14 protein-coding genes are annotated in these 18446 nt (G+C 68.9%); 6 read left to right on the top strand and 8 right to left on the bottom strand.

All coding sequences use genetic code 11. The features are described from left to right. The 3 genes from QF819_10285 to QF819_10275 form a co-directional block, all read left to right on the top strand. Positions 1 to 953, top strand: a 953-nt coding sequence (locus tag QF819_10285; GenBank protein MDP6803537.1) for a phosphatase PAP2 family protein, incomplete at its 5' end; no start/stop codon positions are given. Further along, the gene (locus QF819_10280) at positions 950 to 3652 is read left to right on the top strand and encodes an FAD-linked oxidase C-terminal domain-containing protein (GenBank protein ID MDP6803536.1); all 2703 of its coding nucleotides are present in this window, start codon (positions 950 to 952) and stop codon (positions 3650 to 3652) included. The genes QF819_10285 and QF819_10280, both read left to right, overlap by 4 nt. Further along, positions 3649 to 4947, top strand: coding sequence for a (Fe-S)-binding protein (locus QF819_10275; GenBank protein MDP6803535.1), 1299 nt, complete (start codon positions 3649 to 3651; stop codon positions 4945 to 4947). Before QF819_10280 ends, QF819_10275 begins: the two co-directional genes overlap by 4 nt. Before the next feature lie 62 nt (positions 4948 to 5009). On the opposite strand, the gene QF819_10270 is transcribed toward QF819_10275, so the two are convergent. The 3 genes from QF819_10270 to QF819_10260 form a co-directional block, all read right to left on the bottom strand. Next, positions 5010 to 6296 carry a formylglycine-generating enzyme family protein gene (locus QF819_10270; protein ID MDP6803534.1) on the bottom strand — a complete coding sequence of 429 codons (1287 nt, stop codon included), beginning with the start codon at positions 6294 to 6296 and terminating at the stop codon, positions 5010 to 5012. A gap of 117 nt (positions 6297 to 6413) precedes the next feature. Further along, positions 6414 to 7739, bottom strand: a complete 1326-nt coding sequence (locus QF819_10265; protein MDP6803533.1) for an amidohydrolase family protein — start codon at positions 7737 to 7739, stop codon at positions 6414 to 6416. Positions 7740 to 7743: 4 nt separating this feature from the next. Continuing rightward, the gene (locus tag QF819_10260; protein MDP6803532.1) at positions 7744 to 10911 is read right to left on the bottom strand and encodes an amidohydrolase family protein; all 3168 of its coding nucleotides are present in this window, start codon (positions 10909 to 10911) and stop codon (positions 7744 to 7746) included. A 160-nt stretch (positions 10912 to 11071) separates the two neighbouring features. Here QF819_10260 and QF819_10255 point away from each other — a divergent pair, with 160 nt between their 5' ends. Beyond that, positions 11072 to 12175, top strand: coding sequence for a squalene/phytoene synthase family protein (locus tag QF819_10255; GenBank protein ID MDP6803531.1), 1104 nt, complete (start codon positions 11072 to 11074; stop codon positions 12173 to 12175). A gap of 18 nt (positions 12176 to 12193) precedes the next feature. Continuing rightward, positions 12194 to 13327: a glycosyltransferase family 4 protein gene (locus QF819_10250; protein MDP6803530.1), complete on the top strand. Its 1134-nt coding sequence runs from the start codon at positions 12194 to 12196 to the stop codon at positions 13325 to 13327. 27 nt (positions 13328 to 13354) lie between these two features. On the opposite strand, the gene QF819_10245 is transcribed toward QF819_10250, so the two are convergent. Genes QF819_10245 through QF819_10235 form a run of 3 tightly spaced genes read right to left on the bottom strand, consistent with a single transcriptional unit; the run spans position 13355 to position 15329 of the window. Continuing rightward, on the bottom strand, positions 13355 to 13813 hold the full coding sequence (locus tag QF819_10245) for a MauE/DoxX family redox-associated membrane protein (protein ID MDP6803529.1): 459 nt from the start codon (positions 13811 to 13813) through the stop codon (positions 13355 to 13357). Further along, a complete protein-coding gene (locus QF819_10240; protein ID MDP6803528.1) occupies positions 13810 to 14280 on the bottom strand; it encodes a hypothetical protein in 471 nt (156 codons plus the stop codon). The genes QF819_10245 and QF819_10240 overlap by 4 nt, the downstream gene beginning before the upstream one ends. Continuing rightward, complete coding sequence (locus QF819_10235; protein ID MDP6803527.1) at positions 14280 to 15329, bottom strand: DUF1573 domain-containing protein; 1050 nt, start codon at positions 15327 to 15329, stop codon at positions 14280 to 14282. The genes QF819_10240 and QF819_10235 overlap by 1 nt, the downstream gene beginning before the upstream one ends. Before the next feature lie 346 nt (positions 15330 to 15675). Between QF819_10235 and QF819_10230 the strand changes: the two genes are divergently transcribed. Continuing rightward, the gene (locus QF819_10230) at positions 15676 to 16527 is read left to right on the top strand and encodes an alpha/beta fold hydrolase (protein MDP6803526.1); all 852 of its coding nucleotides are present in this window, start codon (positions 15676 to 15678) and stop codon (positions 16525 to 16527) included. 167 nt (positions 16528 to 16694) lie between these two features. Here QF819_10230 and nqrF read toward each other — a convergent pair whose 3' ends face one another. Then, positions 16695 to 17921 carry an NADH:ubiquinone reductase (Na(+)-transporting) subunit F gene (nqrF, locus tag QF819_10225; protein MDP6803525.1) on the bottom strand — a complete coding sequence of 409 codons (1227 nt, stop codon included), beginning with the start codon at positions 17919 to 17921 and terminating at the stop codon, positions 16695 to 16697. A 15-nt stretch (positions 17922 to 17936) separates the two neighbouring features. Beyond that, positions 17937 to 18446, bottom strand: a 510-nt coding sequence (nqrE, locus tag QF819_10220) for an NADH:ubiquinone reductase (Na(+)-transporting) subunit E (protein MDP6803524.1), incomplete at its 5' end; no start/stop codon positions are given.

Here is an 18446-nt window from a genome sequence, read left to right as displayed (position 1 = left end):
CACCCATCCCCGGCGTCGGCCGCCTTCCCCGCCTCACGGACCTCCCCGGGCCGCGGCGCCCCCTCCGCCGGCCCTCGCCCGGCCCCGGAGCCTCCCCGCGCCGCGCCCGCGCGTATCGCCCGGCGGATCTCGTCGTCCTGTGCTATCTCGCGCTCACGGGCGCGCTCCTCATCGCCTCTCCGCTCTCCTTCGAGGGGAAGGCCCGCTACGCGCTCCTTCACTTCGGCCTTCTGCTCGCTGTCGCGCTCCTCCGCTACCTCCCGCGGCCCGCGAACCGCGTCCTTCGCTTCCTCCGCGAGAGCTACCCGCTGTTCGGGCTGCCGTTTCTCTACGACTCGCTCCAGCTCCTCAACCGCCTGGTGACCGTGCGCTACTTCGACGATGTCATCTCCGGAGCGGAGCAGGTCGTCTTCGGTGCGCAGCCCAGCCAGATCCTCCACACGCTCCTTCCCAGCCCCGCGCTCTCCGACTTCCTGCACCTCTCGTACCTGTCGTACCTCGCGCTCTTCCCGCTGGTCGCGGTCCCCATCTACATCCGCCGCCGCACGCAGGCCCTCGGCGCCTATGTCACCACCGTCATGCTCACAATCCTCTTCTGCTACGGCATCTTCATCGTGATCCCCGTGCAGGGGCCGTTCCACTTCTTCGGGCCGCTCGCCCCCGACCGCCTCCCCGGGACCGTCGCGCCGCTTGTCCACGCACTTCTCCACAACGCGTCGTCCGTCGGGACCGCGTTCCCGTCGTCGCATGTGGCCGTGTCGGTCTGCATCTGGCTGGTCGCGCGGCGATATGTCCCGCGCCTCTCGCGCGGGGTGCTCGTCATTGCCGCCGGGATTCTGGTCGGTACGGTCTACGGCGGCTTCCACTACGCGATCGACGCCGCCGCAGGACTCGTCGTGGGCACCGCGTTCGGGCTCGCCGGGCCGCGCATCCACGCGCTCCTCCAGATTTGACACCGCCCACGCCCCGTCCCGACGCGCCCGCGCGCCCTCCGCATCCGCCGGACCGGCTCGTAACCGATCCCGCCGAGCTCCTCGTCTACGAATGCGACGCGCACCCCACCCACCGTGCCCGCCCGGGAGCCGTCGCGCTCTGCGACACCGCCGCCGAAGTCGCCGCCGCCGTCCGCTGGTGCGCCGACTCCGCCACGCCCTTCGTTCCGCGCGGCGCGGGCACCGGCCTCTCCGGCGGCGCCACGCCTTGCGCCGGGGCCCTCGTCGTCGACACGAACCGCATGCACGCTCTCCGCGCTCTCGATCCCGCGAACCGCTTCGCCGTCGTCGAGCCGGGCGTCCTCAACGCGCACATCTCCGAAGCCGCCGCTCCCTGCGGTCTCCGATACGCACCGGATCCGTCGTCGCAAGCCGCCTGCACCATCGGCGGCAATGTCGCCGAGAACGCCGGCGGCCCGCACTGCTTCAAGCTCGGCCTCACCGTCGACCACCTTGCCGGTGTCGAACTCGTCCTTCCCGATGGCCGCACCGTCCGCCTCGGCGGACCGCACGCCGAACCCCCCGGCTACGACCTCACCGGCCTCGTCACCGGCTCCGAAGGCACCTTCGGCGTCCTCACGGAAGCCACGGTCCGTCTCATCCCCGCGCCGCGTTCGGTCCGCACCTTCCTCGTCGTCTACCACCGCATGGGCGACGCGTGCCGCACCGTCTCCGCAATCGTCCGCGCGGGCATCGTGCCGGTCGCGATGGAGATTCTCGACCGCAACACAATCCGCGCCATCGAAGCGTCCGTGAACGCCGCCGGGTACCCCGAAGATGCGGCGGCGGTACTCCTGGTCGAACTGGACGGTCCCGAAGCGGGCATGGACGAAGACGAAGCCGCCATTCGCGCCATCGCGGACGAGCACTCTCCGCTCTCCTTCCGCACCGCGCACGATGACGCGGAACGCCTTCGCCTGTGGAAAGGCCGCAAGACCGCGTTCGGAACGATGGGTCGTGTCAACACGGACCTGTATGTCCTCGACGGCGTCGTGCCCCGCACGCGACTCGAGCCGATGCTGGAGGAGACATATCGCATCGCTGCACGACACGGGGTCGTGCTGTCGAATGTCTTTCATGCGGGCGACGGCAACCTTCACCCGAACATCTCCTACGACGGCCGCGACCCCGACGAATCCGCACGCGTCCAGGCCGCGGGCCGCGAGATCATGGAGGCGTGCGTCAAAGCGGGCGGGACGATCTCCGGCGAACACGGCATCGGGAACGAGAAGACCGGGTTCATGCGGCTCGTCTTCTCCGAGGACGACCTCGACCTTTTCCGCAAGGTGAAGCGCGCGTTCGACCCCGCCGGTCTCTGCAATCCCGGCAAGGTCGTGCCGGACGCAAGGGGTGCGGCGTCGGGGGGCGATGAGGGTGGCGCCGTCGCCGCGACCTCCCCCGCCGACCCCGCCGTTTCCGCGCTCTGCGACGCCGTCCGCGCCGCGGAATCCGACGGGCATCTCCTGCTGCCGACGGGACTCGGCGCGCACGCGTGGATCGGGAACCCGCCGCCGGAGGGCGTCGAGGCGCGCACGCTCCCGACGCGAGGCTTCGGCCGCATTCTCGACTACGAGCCGGACGACTACACGATCGGCGTCGGCGCGGGCGTCCCGCTGCCGGAACTTCGTCGCGTGCTCGCCGAGTACGGCCAGGAGATCCCCTGCGGGCTGACCCCCTCCGCGCACGGAACCGCCGGGGGACTCGTCGCGCGCGCGCCGTCCGACCCGCGCCGGGGACGATACGGACCGCTCGCCGCGTTCCTGCTCGGGACGGAAGGCGTGCGAGGCGGCGGCATCCCGTTCCGATCCGGCGGCATGGTCGTGAAAAATGTCGCGGGCTACGCGCTCCACCGTTTCCTGACCGGCGCCCACGGAACGGGCGCGATCCTCACGCGCGTCAACTTCCGCCTGCGCCCGACGCCCGCGCGCCGCCTCGCGCGCATCGCCTCCTTCTCGACCGCCGACGCCGCGTGGGAGTTCGCCACGGCCCTCGACGCCGCGCTTCTCGAACCCGCGTTCCTGCAGGTACTCCTCGGCGACGGCCCCGCGCGCCTCGGCCGCGACGGCTTCGAGGTCTCCCCCGCCTCCCCCGCGGTCGCGTGGCTCTTCGAAGGCAGCGCCGCCACGGTCGCATGGCAGGACACCGCCGCAACGAAACTCCTCCGGGAGCGCAAGGCCCCCACGCCCGACGCCATCGAAGAAGCCGAAGCCGTGCGCCTGCTCGACCATCTGGCGCTTCTCGCCGATGTTTCGCCCGACACGCCGACCGACGGCCTCGCCACGGTGCGCACGGGCGTCCTCCCGACGGAACTTCCCGCGTTCACGCGGCTCGCGCACGCCGTCTTCGCGCCGTTCCATCCCGCGCCCGTGACGCTCGCGGCCGACGCGCTCACCGGACTGATCACCATTCGCTGGCGCACCGAACCCGACGCCGTCGACGACCCCCTGCCGCGCCTCACCAGGCTCATTCGCGCGCACTCGGCCACCGGTGTCCTCCACCACCTTCCGGCGGAGCGTCGCCCGCTCTGGAACCACCTCCTCACCGCCGACCCGAACCGCGCCCTCGCCCGGCGCGTGCTCGCGGTCCTGGACCCCGCGGGCGTCTTCCACCCCGGACGCATCCACGGCACGGAAGGCGCCGCGACGGAGGCCGCCTCGTGACGACCGCGCCTCCACTTCCCTCCCGCGTGGACGATCACGCCGCCCGGGAGCGCTTCGGCGCGTATCTCCGCACGCTCGACTGCGTGCACTGCGGCCTCTGCGTCCCGCACTGCCCGACGCACGCCGTCACCGGCCGCGAAGCCGACTCCCCGCGCGGTCGCATCCACCTTCTGCGCGCCTGGGCGGAGAGCCGTACGGAACTCGGCGAAGTGGCGCGCGCGCACCTCGATCTTTGCATCGTCTGCCGCGCTTGCGAGTCCGCGTGCCCGTCCGGTGTCCGTATGGGCGAGATGGCCGAGTCCTTCCGCGCCCACCAGGTCCGCGCGGGATGCGGCGGCCCGATGGACTCCCGCCTCGCGCGCTTCCTCCTGCGGCGCGTCCTCCCGCGCCCGCGCCGCGTGGCGTTCCTCGCGGCACTCCTGCGCGCGCACCAGCGCACGGGGATGCGGCGCGTCGCCGACCTTCTTCTGCCGCTCGTGTCGAAACGACTCGCCCGCATCCACCGCCTTCAGCCGACCGTCCCCACACGCCCGAACCGTCCCCGCCCCGAAGCAGACACGCACTCCGCCGCCGACCCTGCCGCCCGTGTCGGTGTGGTGGGACTCCTGCGAGGATGCGTCGCGGAAGACCTCTTCCCTCGCGCTCACGACGCCACCATTCGTGTGCTGACCCGTGCCGGATGGGATGTGGTCGTCCCGCGCGCGCAGTCATGCTGCGGTGCGATCCACCGGCACGCGGGCCACGCCGACGACGCCACGCGCCTTCGCAAGGAGACACTCGCGGCGTTCACGGATGCGGGAGTCGAGGCGATCGTCACGAACGCTGCGGGTTGCGCGGCCGCGCTCGCCCATCCCGACCCGCCGATTCCCGTGCTCGATGTGTTCGAGCTTCTCGCGCGCGCGCCGCAACCGTTGCCGCTGGGGGAGCTGCCGGTCTCTGTCGTCCACGACGCGCCCTGCCACCTGATCCACGCGCGCGGCGTGGACCCGGGTGTCGTGGAGGACGCGCTTCGCGCGATCCCGGCACTGACGCTCCTGCCGCTACCGCACGCCGACCGATGCTGCGGGGCCGGCGGCGCCTACCACCTGCTGCACGCGGAGATGTCCGACCGGGTCGCCGCCGCGAAAGCCGACGCCATCGTCTCGACCGGTGCCTCCATCGTCGTCACGGGAAACCCCGGCTGCGCCATCCAGATCGCGGCCGCACTCCGCCGCGCCGGAGCAACCGGCCACCGACCGGTCGAAGTGTTGCACCCGGTGGAACTGGTGGATCGGGCACTGGCGCGGGAAGGGTAGCATCACCCGGGTGCTCCCCCCTGTTGACCCGCGACCCGGCCGGGCACAATCCGCGTCAACCCCTACGGCGCCGTCCTCACCGGCCGGAACCCGACACGGTTCACCATGAAGTCCGGGTCTCCATAACTCCGGCTGGCGGACCGGCAATCCCGCTGATCGAAGCACCAGCTGCCGCCGCGGATCACCCTCCCCAGGCCGGACAGCGTGCCCTTCGGGTCCGCCTCCGGGCCGCCGTACTCCCCGTACCAGTCCCAGCACCACTCCCAGACATTGCCGTGCATGTCGTACAGCCCCCATGCGTTGGGCGCCTTCCGCGCGGCGAGGTGCGCCCTGCCCCCCGCATTCCCGCAATACCAGGCTACGGCGTCCAGATTGGGGTCGCCCCCGCACTCCAGTTCCCGAGCCTCCCCGATGGAGAGGGCCGTCTCCGTTCCCGCCCGACACGCATACTCCCACTCGGCTTCCGTCGGGAGACGGTACCCGTCGGCATCGAAGTCGCAGACGGTTCCCGATCCGCGCCCCGAGTAGCACCGCGTCCGCCCTTCCGAATCGGAAAGCGCATTGCAGAACCTCACGGCGTCCGCCCAGTCGACCTGTTCGACCGGGCACTCTCCCCCGCCCCGTGAGAAGTACGACGGCGTGGTTCCCAGCACCGCCAGAAACTCCTCCTGTGTCACCTCGTGCGTGGCCATGTAGAAGTCCCGCGTCAGTGTCACCTCGTGCTGCGCTTCGTCCGAATCGCGGCCGGGTTCCGCGCCGGGACTCCCCATCATGAAGCTCCCGGCGGAAATCAGGACGAACTCCATGGCCACAAGGTCATAGGTCGCGCCGAAGGTCACCGTCGAGTCCGCGTCCAGGGTTCGGCTCTCCGGCAGCGACATCGAGTAGCCGCTCATCGCGTCCCACGCCACCGTGTACTCTCCGGACAGAAGATCCGGCACCGTCCGCTCTCCCACGCTCCGCATGCGGAAGCCTTCGGGGCCGGTCAGCGTCCAGGAAGCGTTGACTTCATCCGGCGAAGGGTCGACGACGATCGTGCCGACACCGACTTCCACATACACGCCCGTGACGGTCATGCCGGCATTCGAGAACAGCAGAACTGTCTCTCCGGGGGGTGTGGTGTGGCCGCTGATCGCCACCCAGGTCACCGTATAGTTGCCCGGCGAGAGGTCTGTCAGCGTCTGATCACCGGATCCCGACACGAAGTACCCCGATGGACCCAGGAGTGTCCACGAAGCGATCAGTCCGTCGGGCGAGGGGTGGATGGTGATCGTCCCGGGTCCATCCTCCGGCCCCGAGAGATCTTCCGAACACGCGGCGAGAGCGACAAGCCCTCCCACGAGCAACATGCACAGAACACGGCTCCCCACCGATTCCATAAAGCACTCTCCTCGGGGGGACCTGTATGTTGTTGCAGCGACCACACTGTATCAGACTCCGGGGCCGCAGGGAAACGGGAATCTCCCCTACCGCGGGCGCGCGCTCCACTTCCGCCAGAGACGCGTATGGCGGCTCGACAGGTCCACTTCGGCGCCGTCGATCCATGCCTGACGCACCTGCATGGAGGTGTCGAGAAGGTCGCCTTCCACCAGAAGGACCGTGGCGCTCTTCCCCGCCTCCAGCGAGCCGTATCGGTCCGCGATCCCCAGGATCTCCGCCGCGCCCAGTGTCAGCGCGCGAGCGGCCGCGTCCCGGGCCAACCCGTGCCCCACCGCGCGCGCGGCCTCCATCGCAAGATCCCGGGCGTGCGCGGACCCCCAGGTCCCGAACCCGATCGCCACGCCCGCCTCCGCGAGCAGCGCGGGTTCCCGGAAGGGAAGATCGTACGGTTCGTATCCGTGGGCGGGCTGCCGCGTCGTCTGCACGATGACCGGGACATCGCGCGCCGCCAGCTCTCCCGCGCACTGCCACGCGTCACCGCCCCCCCCGCCGGACCCCTCGACCAGCACCATCCCGACCCCTTCCGCCGCCGTCCAGTCCAGTGCCGCGCGGATCTGGTCGAGCGTCGTCGCGGCAATCCACACGCGCGATTCGCCGGTGACAACCGGCGCGAGAGCCTCCCACCGGATGTCCGCCGCACGCGGTTCTTCTCCGCGGTCGCGCGCCTCTCCATACGCGCGCGCCTCCGACAGCATGTCCGAAAGCCGCGCCACCTTCTTCTCCCAGTCGGGACGCTCCGGCGTGTCGTCCTTCCCGTCGCGCTTCGGCTTCCATCGCATCCCCGGCCAGTTCACGACCAGCCCGAGCGGCGCACGCCGCACCATGTCCTCCCATGTCCAGCCGTCGAGCGCGATCACGGCCGACCACCCGCTCACCAGCCCTCCCGACGGGGCCGTCGCGGCGAGCATCGTGCCGTTCGCACGGGTCACGGGAAAGTGGCTCGATGACGCGTTGACCGCCACCTCCGCGCGCGCGTTCGGGTTCATCCCGCCGGATTCGTTTCCGTCGCGCGTTCCGCGCACGCTTCCGATCTCGGTCAGCCCCAGACGGCTGTGGCAGTCGATAAGCCCCGGCCAGACATGCAACCCGAGCGCGTCAACGATGCGCGCGCCGTCCGGAATCCGCGTGTCCGCCGCCGCACCCACCGCCGTGATCCGCCCGCCTTCCATCACGACCACGCCGACCTCGATCACCGGGTGTGCCACCGGATGCACCGTCCCGCCCACGATCGCTACCGCGCGCACTGTCTCCACCGGCGGCGTGACCGCCTCCGGCACGCGTGCGTCCGCTCCGGCGACCGCCGCCCCGATCAGCCCGCACGCCACGCCCCACCGCACGATCGCTGTTCTCATGGCGTCACTCCTCCTCGCAAACGGCTCGAGTCTCCACGCACTCGCCACGCCCCATCTCCCACAAGGACACCTCCTCAAGCGACTCCCCGAACCTCGCGCCGAAGGTCGCCTGGTGTCCGTCACCCATCGCCCGCTCCAGGCGGTTTCCCACGCGCTGCGCCTTTGCCAGAAGCGCCTCGCGAAGCGACGCCGCTTCCGTCCGCGCCACAAGATCCTCGTCCCTCGCGAACCGGCGCACGCCTTCGATCCATGTCTCCAGGCAGATCGTCGCGTCGCGAAGCGGATGCCCGTTCCAGATCACAAAGTCGCCGTGCTTCCCCGGGACCAGCGACCCCACCCATTCGTCCACACGGAGTTGCTCGGCGGGGTTTCTCGTCACGAAAAGGAGTGCCTCCTCCTCCGGAACGCCGCCGTACTTCACGGCCTTCGCGGCCTCCGTGTTCATCCGCCTGGACAATTCCGAACTGTCGGAGTTGAACGACACATTCACCCCGCGCTCCCACATGACCGCGCCGTTGTAGGGAATGGCGTCCACCACCTCGTACTTGTACGACCACCAGTCGGTGAAGGTCGACGCGCCCGCGCCATGAGCCGCGATCTCATCCGCACACTTGTACCCTTCCAGCACATGCTGAAAAGTCCCGATCGTAAAGCCGAAGTCCTCCGCCACGCGCATCAGCATGATGATTTCGTCCGCCCGGTACGAGTGGCAGTGTACGAGTCGCTCCCCGTCGAGAATCTCGCCGAGCACTTCCAGTTGAAGGTCGAGACGAGGCCGCGTCCCTGCGCCGGGGGTCCACTCCGAGCGCTCCCGCCGGTAATCCTCCGCCGCGAGAAAGCGCTCGCGGAGGAATTGCTCCACGCCCATGCGGGTCTGGGGATACCGCGTCGTGAAGTCGTCGCCCCAGTTCGACTGCTTCACATTCTCCCCGAGCGCGAACTTGATTCCGGGAATCGCCTCCGCGAAGAGCAAGTCTTCCGCGGGCGCACCCCAGCGAAGCTTCACCACGGCGTTGCGCCCGCCGATCACATTCGCGCTTCCGTGCAGGAGGCTCGACACGGTGAGCCCCCCGGCCAGTTCGCGATACATCGCCCTCGAGCGCGGGTTCACGACATCGCCGATCCCGACCTCCGCCGTGCAGCTGTTCGAGCTTTCGTTCACCCCGCCGGAAATGTCCGAGTGCGAATGGCAGTCGATGAGTCCCGGCGTCACATGCCGCCCCGACCCGTCAAGAACGAGCGCGCCGGGCGGCGCGGCGATCCCCTTTCCCACTTGCCGGATGCGCCCGTCCACGACCAGAAGGTCCGCATGCTCCAGAACCCCCGCCTCGGCGCAGGTCCAGACAGTGGCTCCGCGCACCAGCACCGCTTCCGGCGCCGCCGGGACATCCGCAACCGGCGGCCAGCACGGCGCCTCCTCCGAGAGGAGCGCAACCGGTTCCTCCTCCGGTGTCCAGCGCGCACGCACTCCGAGCAGCGGAAGCGGTTCGCCTTCCGCCGGGACCGCCTCCCCCACGAGTCGCCCGCGATCGAGCCGTGCGGAAACCGCAAGCCTCTCGCGGCCTTCGCGTGCGGGCACGCCGAACGACAGCACCCCGCGCATCAGGCGCACTTCGGTCAGCGGCGTCCCACCGCCCGCGCCGGGTGCGCCGTCGTCGTCCTCGTCCTCTTCTTCGGGCTCGTCCTCTCCGGGCGCGCGCTTCGGCAGAAGCTTCCCCTCCAGACCCTCGTCCCCTTTTCGGAAGCGCACGCGGAACGAATCCGCCGCCGCGCCCTCTCCGGCGACCAGATCCCACTTGGCCGCAAGGTCTCCTTCCCGCGCACGGACCGGGTCCGGGCCGAAGCGCACGCCCTCTACCCATGTCTCGACGATCTTCGTTCCCTTCGCGAAGAGCGGGCCGTCCGTCACGATGAAGTTCGCGTCCTTGCCCGGCGCCAGCGTCCCGACCCGGTCCGCAAGCCCCACCACGCGCGCGGCTTCCGTCGTGAGCGATGCCAGCGCGGCCCGCTCGGAAAGCCCGTGGCGGATGGCCTCGCGGAGGCGCGCGCGAACATCGGCACGCGCGGGAAGCCCCTGCGTCGTGGCGGCGAAGGGAATCCCCGCACGCTCCACGATCCCCGGGTTCGACGGCGCGCGTTCCCAGTGAATGAGCGCGTCGAGTTCGACGGCCGGTTCCTCGTCGTCGCCCTCCCACGCGGGCGGGGGCGGAAAGTTCAGCGACAAGACGAGCGAAGCACCCGCGTCCGCAAGCCACTCCGCGACGCGGTCGGGCCTGCGGTATTCGTCTGATGCGCCGGAGATGACGATCGGGCGCGCGCCGAACTCGCGCGCGAAGTCCAGTACGCGCGGGAGCATCCGCAGATCCTCCGACTCCGACAGAAGCGGCCGCGCCCCCTCCGCCACCGGGAGAAGCGCGTCCAGCGCAGCGGATGCCGCGGGGCGGTCCGCCTCATCTCCGTGCTCCCGCCATGCTGCCCACGCATCGCGATGCCAGCGCGCGTCGTGCAGGCACTGTCGCGAGAGCGCGATCGCGCCCATCAGCGAGTTCGGATAGGTCCGGTCGCCCCAGCGCCCGTGTTCGAATGCATGAACCTGCGCCGCTTCCGGAACAAGCACGCGACTCGCCGCGTCCCCGTCACCGAGCGAGACCACGGCCGCCGCGCCCCGGAAGATGCCGTCCCCGGGAGCGACCAGCGCAGTCGTGAACCCGGCCCGACGCATTTCGCCCCGCAGATCGTCCGGCAGCGGAAGAAGGTCCGCCGCACGGCGCGCCGCGTGCACGCGCGGGTTGCGGGCGTTCGGTCCGGCGGGGGCGGTGTCCTTTCCGCCGTCGGCCTTCCCGGCGTCAGGTTGCGTCGCGGGAAGCCGCAGGTAGCTCTCCACCAGCCCGGGGTAGACCATGAATCCACCGAGGTCGTGAACGACCGCTCCGGGGGGGATCTCCACCATCGTGCCCAGCGCGACGATCCGGCCGTCCCGGACCAGAATCGTCCCGGAAACGGGCTCCGCGCCCGGACCGGCGACGATGCGGACGCTGGTCAACGCACGGAGGGGCGAGGGCTCCCCGCCAATGTCGGCACGGGCGGTCCACGCCGCCAGCAGGACGCTTGCGGCAGCCGCACAGGTGGCTGCCGTGATGATTCGGCGCACGGGGATCCGGCCTGCGGTCACGAGCGAACCTCCGGGTCGCGGGAAGGATGGGCACCGGGGAACGGCGCGGAGCATAGCGCACCCTCCCCGCCCGCGCGAGGGTCCGCTTGCCGACACGCCCCGCCCGGCCTACCCTCTGCCGGAGCGGCGCGGGGTCCTCCCGCCGCGCACGGAGGTCCGCATGAACCCGCAGATGATCCTCTGCCACGAGCTTCTGCCGACCGTCTCGCGGACCTTTGCGCTCAACATCCGTGTCCTCCCCCACCCGCTTCGCACGGAAGTCACGGTGGCCTACCTGCTCTTTCGGATCGTGGACACCATGGAAGACGCGCCCGGTCTCTACCCGGAAGAACGAGGCTCGCTTTTCGACGCCTTCCTCGAGCGCCTCGACGGCGCGACGGAACTGACGCTCCGGCCGTCCGTGCGTCTCCAGTTCCTGGAATCGGTGACGCCCCGGGAACGCCGCCTGATGGAATCCGCCGACCAGGTCTTCGCCGCCTTCGAGTCGCTGCCGGACCGGCGCCGAGAGGCCATCGCCGCCCATGTCGCGGAAACGGCAGGCGGAATGTCCCGGCTCTCCCGCGAGAAGACCCGCAATGGACTCTTCGCGCTGGAGACGCCGGGCGACCTCGACGAGTACTGCTACCATGTCGCGGGGACAATCGGGATCATGCTCACGCGTCTATTCACGCCGGACGGTCCCGCTTCCAATGCACCCCGGCTCCGCCGCATGACGGCACTCGGCGCGAACTTCGGGCGCGGTCTTCAGCTCGTGAACATCCTGAAGGGGATCGCGTCGGACCGGCGCGACGGCCGGTGCTTCCTTCCGGCGGAAATGCTGGCCCGGCACGGCGTGACGCCCGCGCGGATGCTCGAAGCCCCCTCGCGCGCCGGAGTTCTGGCGGTGGCGGAGGAACTGGCGCATCAGGCCGCGCGGGATCTGGACGATGCACTTCGCTACACGACGCTCCTCCCGCGCACGCAGCCGAGACTACGCGTCTTCTGCCTGTGGCCGCTCTTCGCGGCGATGCGCACGCTGGAGATTCTCCGCGACGGCACGCTCACCGCACGACCCGGCCGCCAGCCACGCATCCGCCGCCGCACGCTCTTTCGCGAGATGTCCGTCTCCACGGCCATCGCGATGTCGAACGCCGCCCTTCGCGCGCGCTTCGGTCGCCTCTCGGGACGCCTCTTCCCGGGGCCTCCCCGACCGGAGATCTGGTCGGGAACTTCCGCCGTCGAACGGCTCATGAAGTCCGTCACCACTTCCGATCCAACCGGATAACCGGAGAAGGAGTCCCGCGTGCGCGTCGCCATGTTCTGCAACTACCCCGTGAACCCCGAGGTCATCCCCGGAGGCGTCACGGCGGTCGCGCATTATCTAACGAAGGGGCTCGGACGAATCCCGGAAGTGGATCTGCACATCATCTGCTCGCAGGGCGATGTGCCCGCGGACAAGGTGGAGTCCCGCGACGGCGCGACGATCCACTTCCTGCGCGACCCGGAACGCTTCACGCAACTCACCGGCTGGCGCGCGGCACGGCGGCGGATCGCGGGAGTGGTCACGGAGATCCAGCCGGACCTCGCCCATGCGCAGGGCCTCGGGCTCCCCACGGCGGCGGGGCTCGACACGCGGCTCCCGTTTGTGCTGTCGCTCCACGGCATCCTCTGGAAGGAAGCCACCATGCACCATCCGTCGCCGTGGAAGCGAATGCGCGGAATGCTCCGCGCACGAGCCGCGCTCTCGCAGATCCGGCGCACGCGGAATGTGTTCATCACCTCGGGATACGCGGGGCGCGCGCTGCCCCCCGGGGGTCACTACCGCCGGTTTGTGGTCAACAACCCCGCGGGGGACGCGTTCTTCTCCATCGAGAATCGCCCCGGGCCGCCGCGGATTCTCGTCGTCGGCGGGCTTCGCCACCGCAAGGATCCGATGACCTCGGTGCGCATCGCGGAACGCGTCTTGGGCGATGTTCCGGACGCCACGCTCCGGCTCCTCGGACCGCCGTCGAACACTCCGCTCGATGAGGAAGTCCGCCGGTTCGTCGAGGATCGCGGGCTCTCGGATCGCGTGCAACTCCTGGGGCTGGTGTCCGACGAAGTCCTTCGCGAAGAGTACCGCCACGCGACACTCCTGCTGCTTCCCTCCATCGAAGAGACCGCGCCCGTGGCGCTCAGCGAAACGCACGCCGTCGGCATCCCCGTGGTGGGGTCGGACGCGGGCGGCATTCCCGACATGGTGCGCGAGGGAGAGACGGGGTTCATCCGCCCCGTGGGAGATGTTCCCGCGCTTGCGGAGTGCGTCGTGCGACTTCTGACGGACGGGGACCTTCGCGCCCGCATGGCCGCCCGCGCAAAGGAGACCGGCGTGGAAGAGTTTTCGACCGACGCGATCGCCCGGAAGACGGTGGATGCGTACCGGGAGATTCTCACCTGACCGTCGTGCCGCGCAGGCGCTCGTCGGCTAGCGACCGCGCCTTCCGCGAAGAGAAAACCGCGACCGATCCCCGCGAAGCACCGTCCACGCGGCCGCACACAGCAGGAGGTTCTCGACGATCTTCCGTGCGCCGACTCGCGTGCCGCCTTTGGTGTCGAAGCACCCGCAGCTGATGTCGAGACCCCGCGCAAGTGCGGACCCGACGGCTCCCGTGAAGACGACCATGAGCGCAAAGACGAGAAGGCTGGCCCCCGCATCGACAAATCCCGCGATCAGGCAGACGCCGACGATCGCTTCCACCGGCGGCAACACCAGCGCCACCGCGCGGGCGGCGGGCACCGGGAGCAGATGGTAGTGGTCCACGGCTTTCGCAAACCCCTCCGGGTCGGCGATCTTCGGCAGGGCTGCCGCCAGAAAGAGCACGCCCAGCAGCACACGGAGAGTCGCGACAAACCGGGGATCCGAAAGGAGCACGCGCGGCTTCACGGCGCGTCGTCCACGGGGACTCCGGCGTCTTCCAGCGCCCCCAGCCCCCGGGTCCAGATGCTGACATCCTGATGGCCCAGTTCTCCCAGCATGGCGGCGACACTTCGCACGGCGTGGGAATCGGGGCCCGCGCCGTAGACGAAGAGCGGCAGGTCGAGCCCGGCGTCCATCAGCACGGAGAAGTAGGCATCCTGCGCATCGGCTGCCGGCAGCGAGCGCGCATCCACCGCGTGACCCGCCGCGAAGTGGACCGCGGAGCGCACATCGAGAAAGAGCGCGCCCGCGTCCCAGCGGTCCAGCGCTTCGGAGGCATCGGAGGCCACCAGGCCCGCGCCCGCTTCCGGAACCGACGGAGGCCCGAGCGCACCCGTCAGGGGAAGAGGCTCGCTGCGCAGGAGATTCCCGCCCAGCCCGGCTGCCGCGCCGATCACCGCAATCAGCACCGACTCACGGAGCGCGCGGTTCATCACTGGCGGGCCGTGCCCCGCACGCGATACCGCACGGGCACATCGATCCGGCCCTGCACGGGGTCGTCCGTCAGGATGGTGATGTTCCCCTGCCCGCGCGTGCCCGGCTTCTCCGCGAGATAGTAGATACGGACCATGATGGAACTGCCCGGCTCTTCGCTGTCGACTTCCACCTGCACGGGAAGGTCTCCGCGCTCCACGCCGAGAATGCGGAACTCGCCCTCGGACGCCGTGACATAGATTTCGCGCATGGTCTCCTGCCCGGAATCCACCGTTCGCATGAAGACCGAGGCCGGGTCCACCTCGATGCGCCCGGAGACCTCCCCGCGAATCGGCACCTTCATCGTGTCCCGCCCCGCGATGTTCGTGTACGCGAAGAGGATGTCGGAGATGCGCTGCGGACCCAGCCCGGGTCGCATGCGCAGCGTGAAGGTCACGGCATCCCGATCGCCCTCCCGCACGGTCTCCGATTGCTCGAAGTCGAAGACGCTGGACTCTCGATCATGGAGCCGCCCGCCCATCAGCTCCGAGCCGGTGACACGAAGCCCGAGGTCCGTGTCGGCAAGCAGCTTCACTTCCCGAACGATCTCATCCTTGCCGGAAACGCGATCCAGCATGATGTACTTCGGATCCCACTTGACCGGCATATGGACTTCCGCGTTGAGGCGTACCACATGATGAGCCATCTCCGGGTCGTTTGTGACAATGGTCACCTTCTTCGTTACGGACCCGTCCACGCTCTTGGAATCGAACGCGACTCGAACCTGCCGCGACTCTCCGGGGAGCACCTCGCTGTTGCCCTCCACCGCCGCCGCGGTGCAGCCGCAGGAAGTGTCGATTCGCTCCAGGATGAGCACTTCGTCACCGTCGTTGTGGACTTCGAGAAACCGCTCGAAGGTGTGCCCCTCCTCGATGAAGCCGAGTTCCAGCGTCTCCGGCTCCACGCGCGCCTTCGGGGCGGCCTCCGTCGGGAGTACCCCCGCAAGAAGCAGAACCGATGCGAAAGCGGCGGCCGGGGCGGCGAGACGCCGGGCGGACAATAGGAACATCGGGCTTCCCTCCGGTGATTCATGGGACGACGGCTTCCGGAATCGGTTCCGGGGCCGGAACATACTACCCCCGAACCCCCCCGGCAGTTCAGAAGAAATCGCCGCAATGGAGCCGTCTTGACCTGCGCCTTCACCCGGTCTAGGCTGGACTCCATGCAAATTGTCGCCGGAGTGCTCCTGTTCGGGGTGGCCGTCCTCCTTCTTTCAGCGGGGACCCTATTATGCGGGCGACGCCTGCGGGGTTCTTGCGGGGGCCGCCCCGATCAGAAGGACTCCTGCGGATGTTGTTCCGGCGGGCAGCCCAGCCCGCCCGGAGAAGACCCTCCTGCCACCGGACATTCTTGAGGTGTCGTCCCTCCCTCGCCTGAGCCGGTGGCTTTCCGTGGCTGCGTTCGCGCTGGTGGCCGCGTCCTGTTCGCAGGTGGTGGAGGAGGCGGACCTCTTCTACCCGTCCGGGCGGGTTCTTCCCATGCCGGCGGAGACCGTCATTCGAACGAATGTCGAACTCCCCATCCCGGGCGGGGAGGGCGGGCACCTTCGCGGATGGCTCTTCACCCCGAAGGAGAGTCGTGGCGGGCTCCTCTACTTATACGGCAACGGCCAGCGGGCCCATCGCGTTGCGGGTCGGCTGCACTGGCTCGCGGAGACTTTCGCGCTGGAGGTGCTCTGCATCGACTATCGAGGGTACGGATTCAGCGACGGCTCCCCTACGAGGGAAACGCTCCTGAGCGACGCAGTGGCGGTGCATGACTTCCTGGCCGAGAGACGGGCAGACGGCGGCCCGCTCTTTCTCTACGGCCGCTCGCTGGGGTCGATCCCGGCCATTCATGTGTCTGCCGCTCGCGAAGTCGACGGGCTCATCCTCGAAGGCGCTCCCTCCTCCGCGGCGGAAGTGATCCGCACCTGGGACTCCTATGCCTCGTGGGCCCTCCGCTGGCTCATCCGGGTTCGCCCGTCCAGGGAACTCGTCGAACTGCGCCCGCAACCGGTGGACCGTATCCGCGATGTCACCGCTCCGCTGCTCTCGATCCACGGGGAACTCGACCAGAGAGTCCCGGTGCGATTCGGGCGCAAGCTCTTCGACGCGGCGGGGTCTTCGCGGAAAAGCTGGTGCCTCGTCGAGGGCGCCGGTCACAACAATCTGGAGATTCGAAGCGGCCCGGCTCTGGAGTGCCTGCGCGAGTTTCTGGAGCGCTGACTCACCGGGCGCCCCCCCACCCGGGGACGAACCCGGGCGCCGCTGCCGACCGTATGCGACACCCCTGCGGACGACGGCTGCCCGCGGTACCGGAACCATCCCGGCGGAGTTCGTGTCCCCCGGCGGCCGTGACCGGCCCGCGCGACCTCCCCCCCCACGGATCCGGGCTAGAAGGAGTCGTAGGCGATCTGAGAGGGGTCCACGCCGAGGTCGTCGAGCATCTTGTTGACGGCGGAGATCATCATCGGCGGCCCGCAGAGGTAGTACTCAATGTCCTCCGGGGCTTCGTGACCCTTCAGGTAAGAGTCGAGAATCACCTGGTGGATGAAACCGACCGGGCCGTTCCAGTCGTCCTCGGGAAGAGGTTCCGACAGCCCGACATTGTACGAGAAGTTGGGAAACTCGGCCGCGATGCCCTTGAAGTCGTCGTCGTAGAACATCTCGCGAAGAGACCGTGCACCGTACCAGAAAGTGACCTTGCGCTCCGTCCGCTTCGAGTGGAACAGGTCGAAGATGTGGCTTCGCATGGGAGCCATCCCGGCCCCGCCGCCGATGTACATCATCTCGCGGTCGGTTTCCTTCGCGAAGAACTCTCCGTACGGCCCGGATACGACGACCTTGTCGCCCGGCTTCAGGTTGAAGATGTACGAACTGGCGATTCCCGGCGGCACATCCAGCCCCGGCGGCGGGGAAGCGATGCGCACATTCAGCATGACGCGCTGGCCCTCCGCGGGGTGATTCGCCATGGAGTAGGCGCGGATCACGGTCTCGTCGTTCTTTGCGTGGTACTTCCACAGGTTGAACTGGTCCCAGTCCTGGCGGTACTCCTCTTCCACCTCGAACTCCTTGTACGAGAGTTCATAGGGAGGAATCTCGATCTGGATGTAACCGCCCGCGCGGAAGTCGAGCGACTGGCCATCGTCGATGTCCAGGATCAGCTCCTTGATGAAGGTGGCGACATTCTCGTTGGAGCGGACCGTACAGTCGAACTTCTTGATGCTGAAGATCTCCGGGGCGACCAGGATCTCCATGTCGGTCTTGACCTTCACCTGGCACGCAAGCCGCCAGTGTTCCTTCTGCTCCGCGCGGGTGAGGTGGCCGACTTCGGTCGGGAGGATGTCTCCTCCGCCGTCGAGAACCTGGCACTTGCACATGGCGCAGGTGCCGCCCCCGCCACAGGCCGACGGCAGGAATATCTTCTGCCCGGTGAGCGCATTCAGCAGCGTGGATCCGGCCTGCACCACGGGGCTCTTCTCTTCGTCGTCGTTGATGAGGATCCGGACCGGGCCGGAACTGATGAGCTTCGACTCCGCGATCGACAGCAGCACCACCAGAAAGAGAATGGTCCCGGTGAAGATGAGCGCCGAGAGTCCGACCAGGCCGACCAGTTCCACCTTCCCCCCCCGCCTCTAGAGCCGGATTCCGGCGAAGCTTGAGAAAGCGATCGCCATGAGGCCGGTGATGAGCATCGTGATGCCGAGTCCGCGAAGGCCCGACGGAACATTGGAATAGCGGAGCTTTGTGCGAATGGCGGCCATCGCGATAATCGCGAGAGCCCAGCCGATCCCGGACCCGATTCCGAAGACCATCGTCTCGGCGAGGTTGTAGCTGCGCTCCACCATGAAGAGCGACGCGCCCAGAATGGCGCAGTTGACCGCAATCAGCGGAAGGTAGATGCCGAGCGCGGTGTAGAGCGCGGGGCTGAGGCGATCCAGGATCATCTCCACCAGCTGCACGGTGGCCGCGATGACGGCGATGAACAGGATGAAGTTCAGAAAGCTCATGTCCAGGTGCCCGAGCCCGGCCCAGGCCATGGCGCCCTTGCGGAGGAGGAACTCGTGGAGCAGCCAGTTGAGCGGCATGGTAATGACCATGACGAAGATGACCGCGGCGCCGAGCCCCACGGCGGTTTCGATCTT

The sequence above is a fragment of the Gemmatimonadota bacterium genome (assembly GCA_030747075.1).
Lineage (GTDB): Bacteria > ARS69 > ARS69 > ARS69 > ARS69 > ARS69.
This window is presented reverse-complemented; position numbering and strand designations above follow the sequence as displayed.

Excerpts from the sequence above, each read along its gene's own strand:
- QF819_10270 (MDP6803534.1), bottom strand. The coding sequence starts at position 6,296 with ATGTTGCTCGTGGGAGGGCTTGTCGCTCTCGCCGCGTGTTCGGAAGAT.
- QF819_10255 (MDP6803531.1), top strand. The coding sequence starts at position 11,072 with ATGAACCCGCAGATGATCCTCTGCCACGAGCTTCTGCCGACCGTCTCG.
- QF819_10235 (MDP6803527.1), bottom strand. The coding sequence starts at position 15,329 with ATGTTCCTATTGTCCGCCCGGCGTCTCGCCGCCCCGGCCGCCGCTTTC.
- QF819_10265 (MDP6803533.1), bottom strand. The coding sequence starts at position 7,739 with ATGAGAACAGCGATCGTGCGGTGGGGCGTGGCGTGCGGGCTGATCGGG.
- QF819_10240 (MDP6803528.1), bottom strand. The coding sequence starts at position 14,280 with ATGAACCGCGCGCTCCGTGAGTCGGTGCTGATTGCGGTGATCGGCGCG.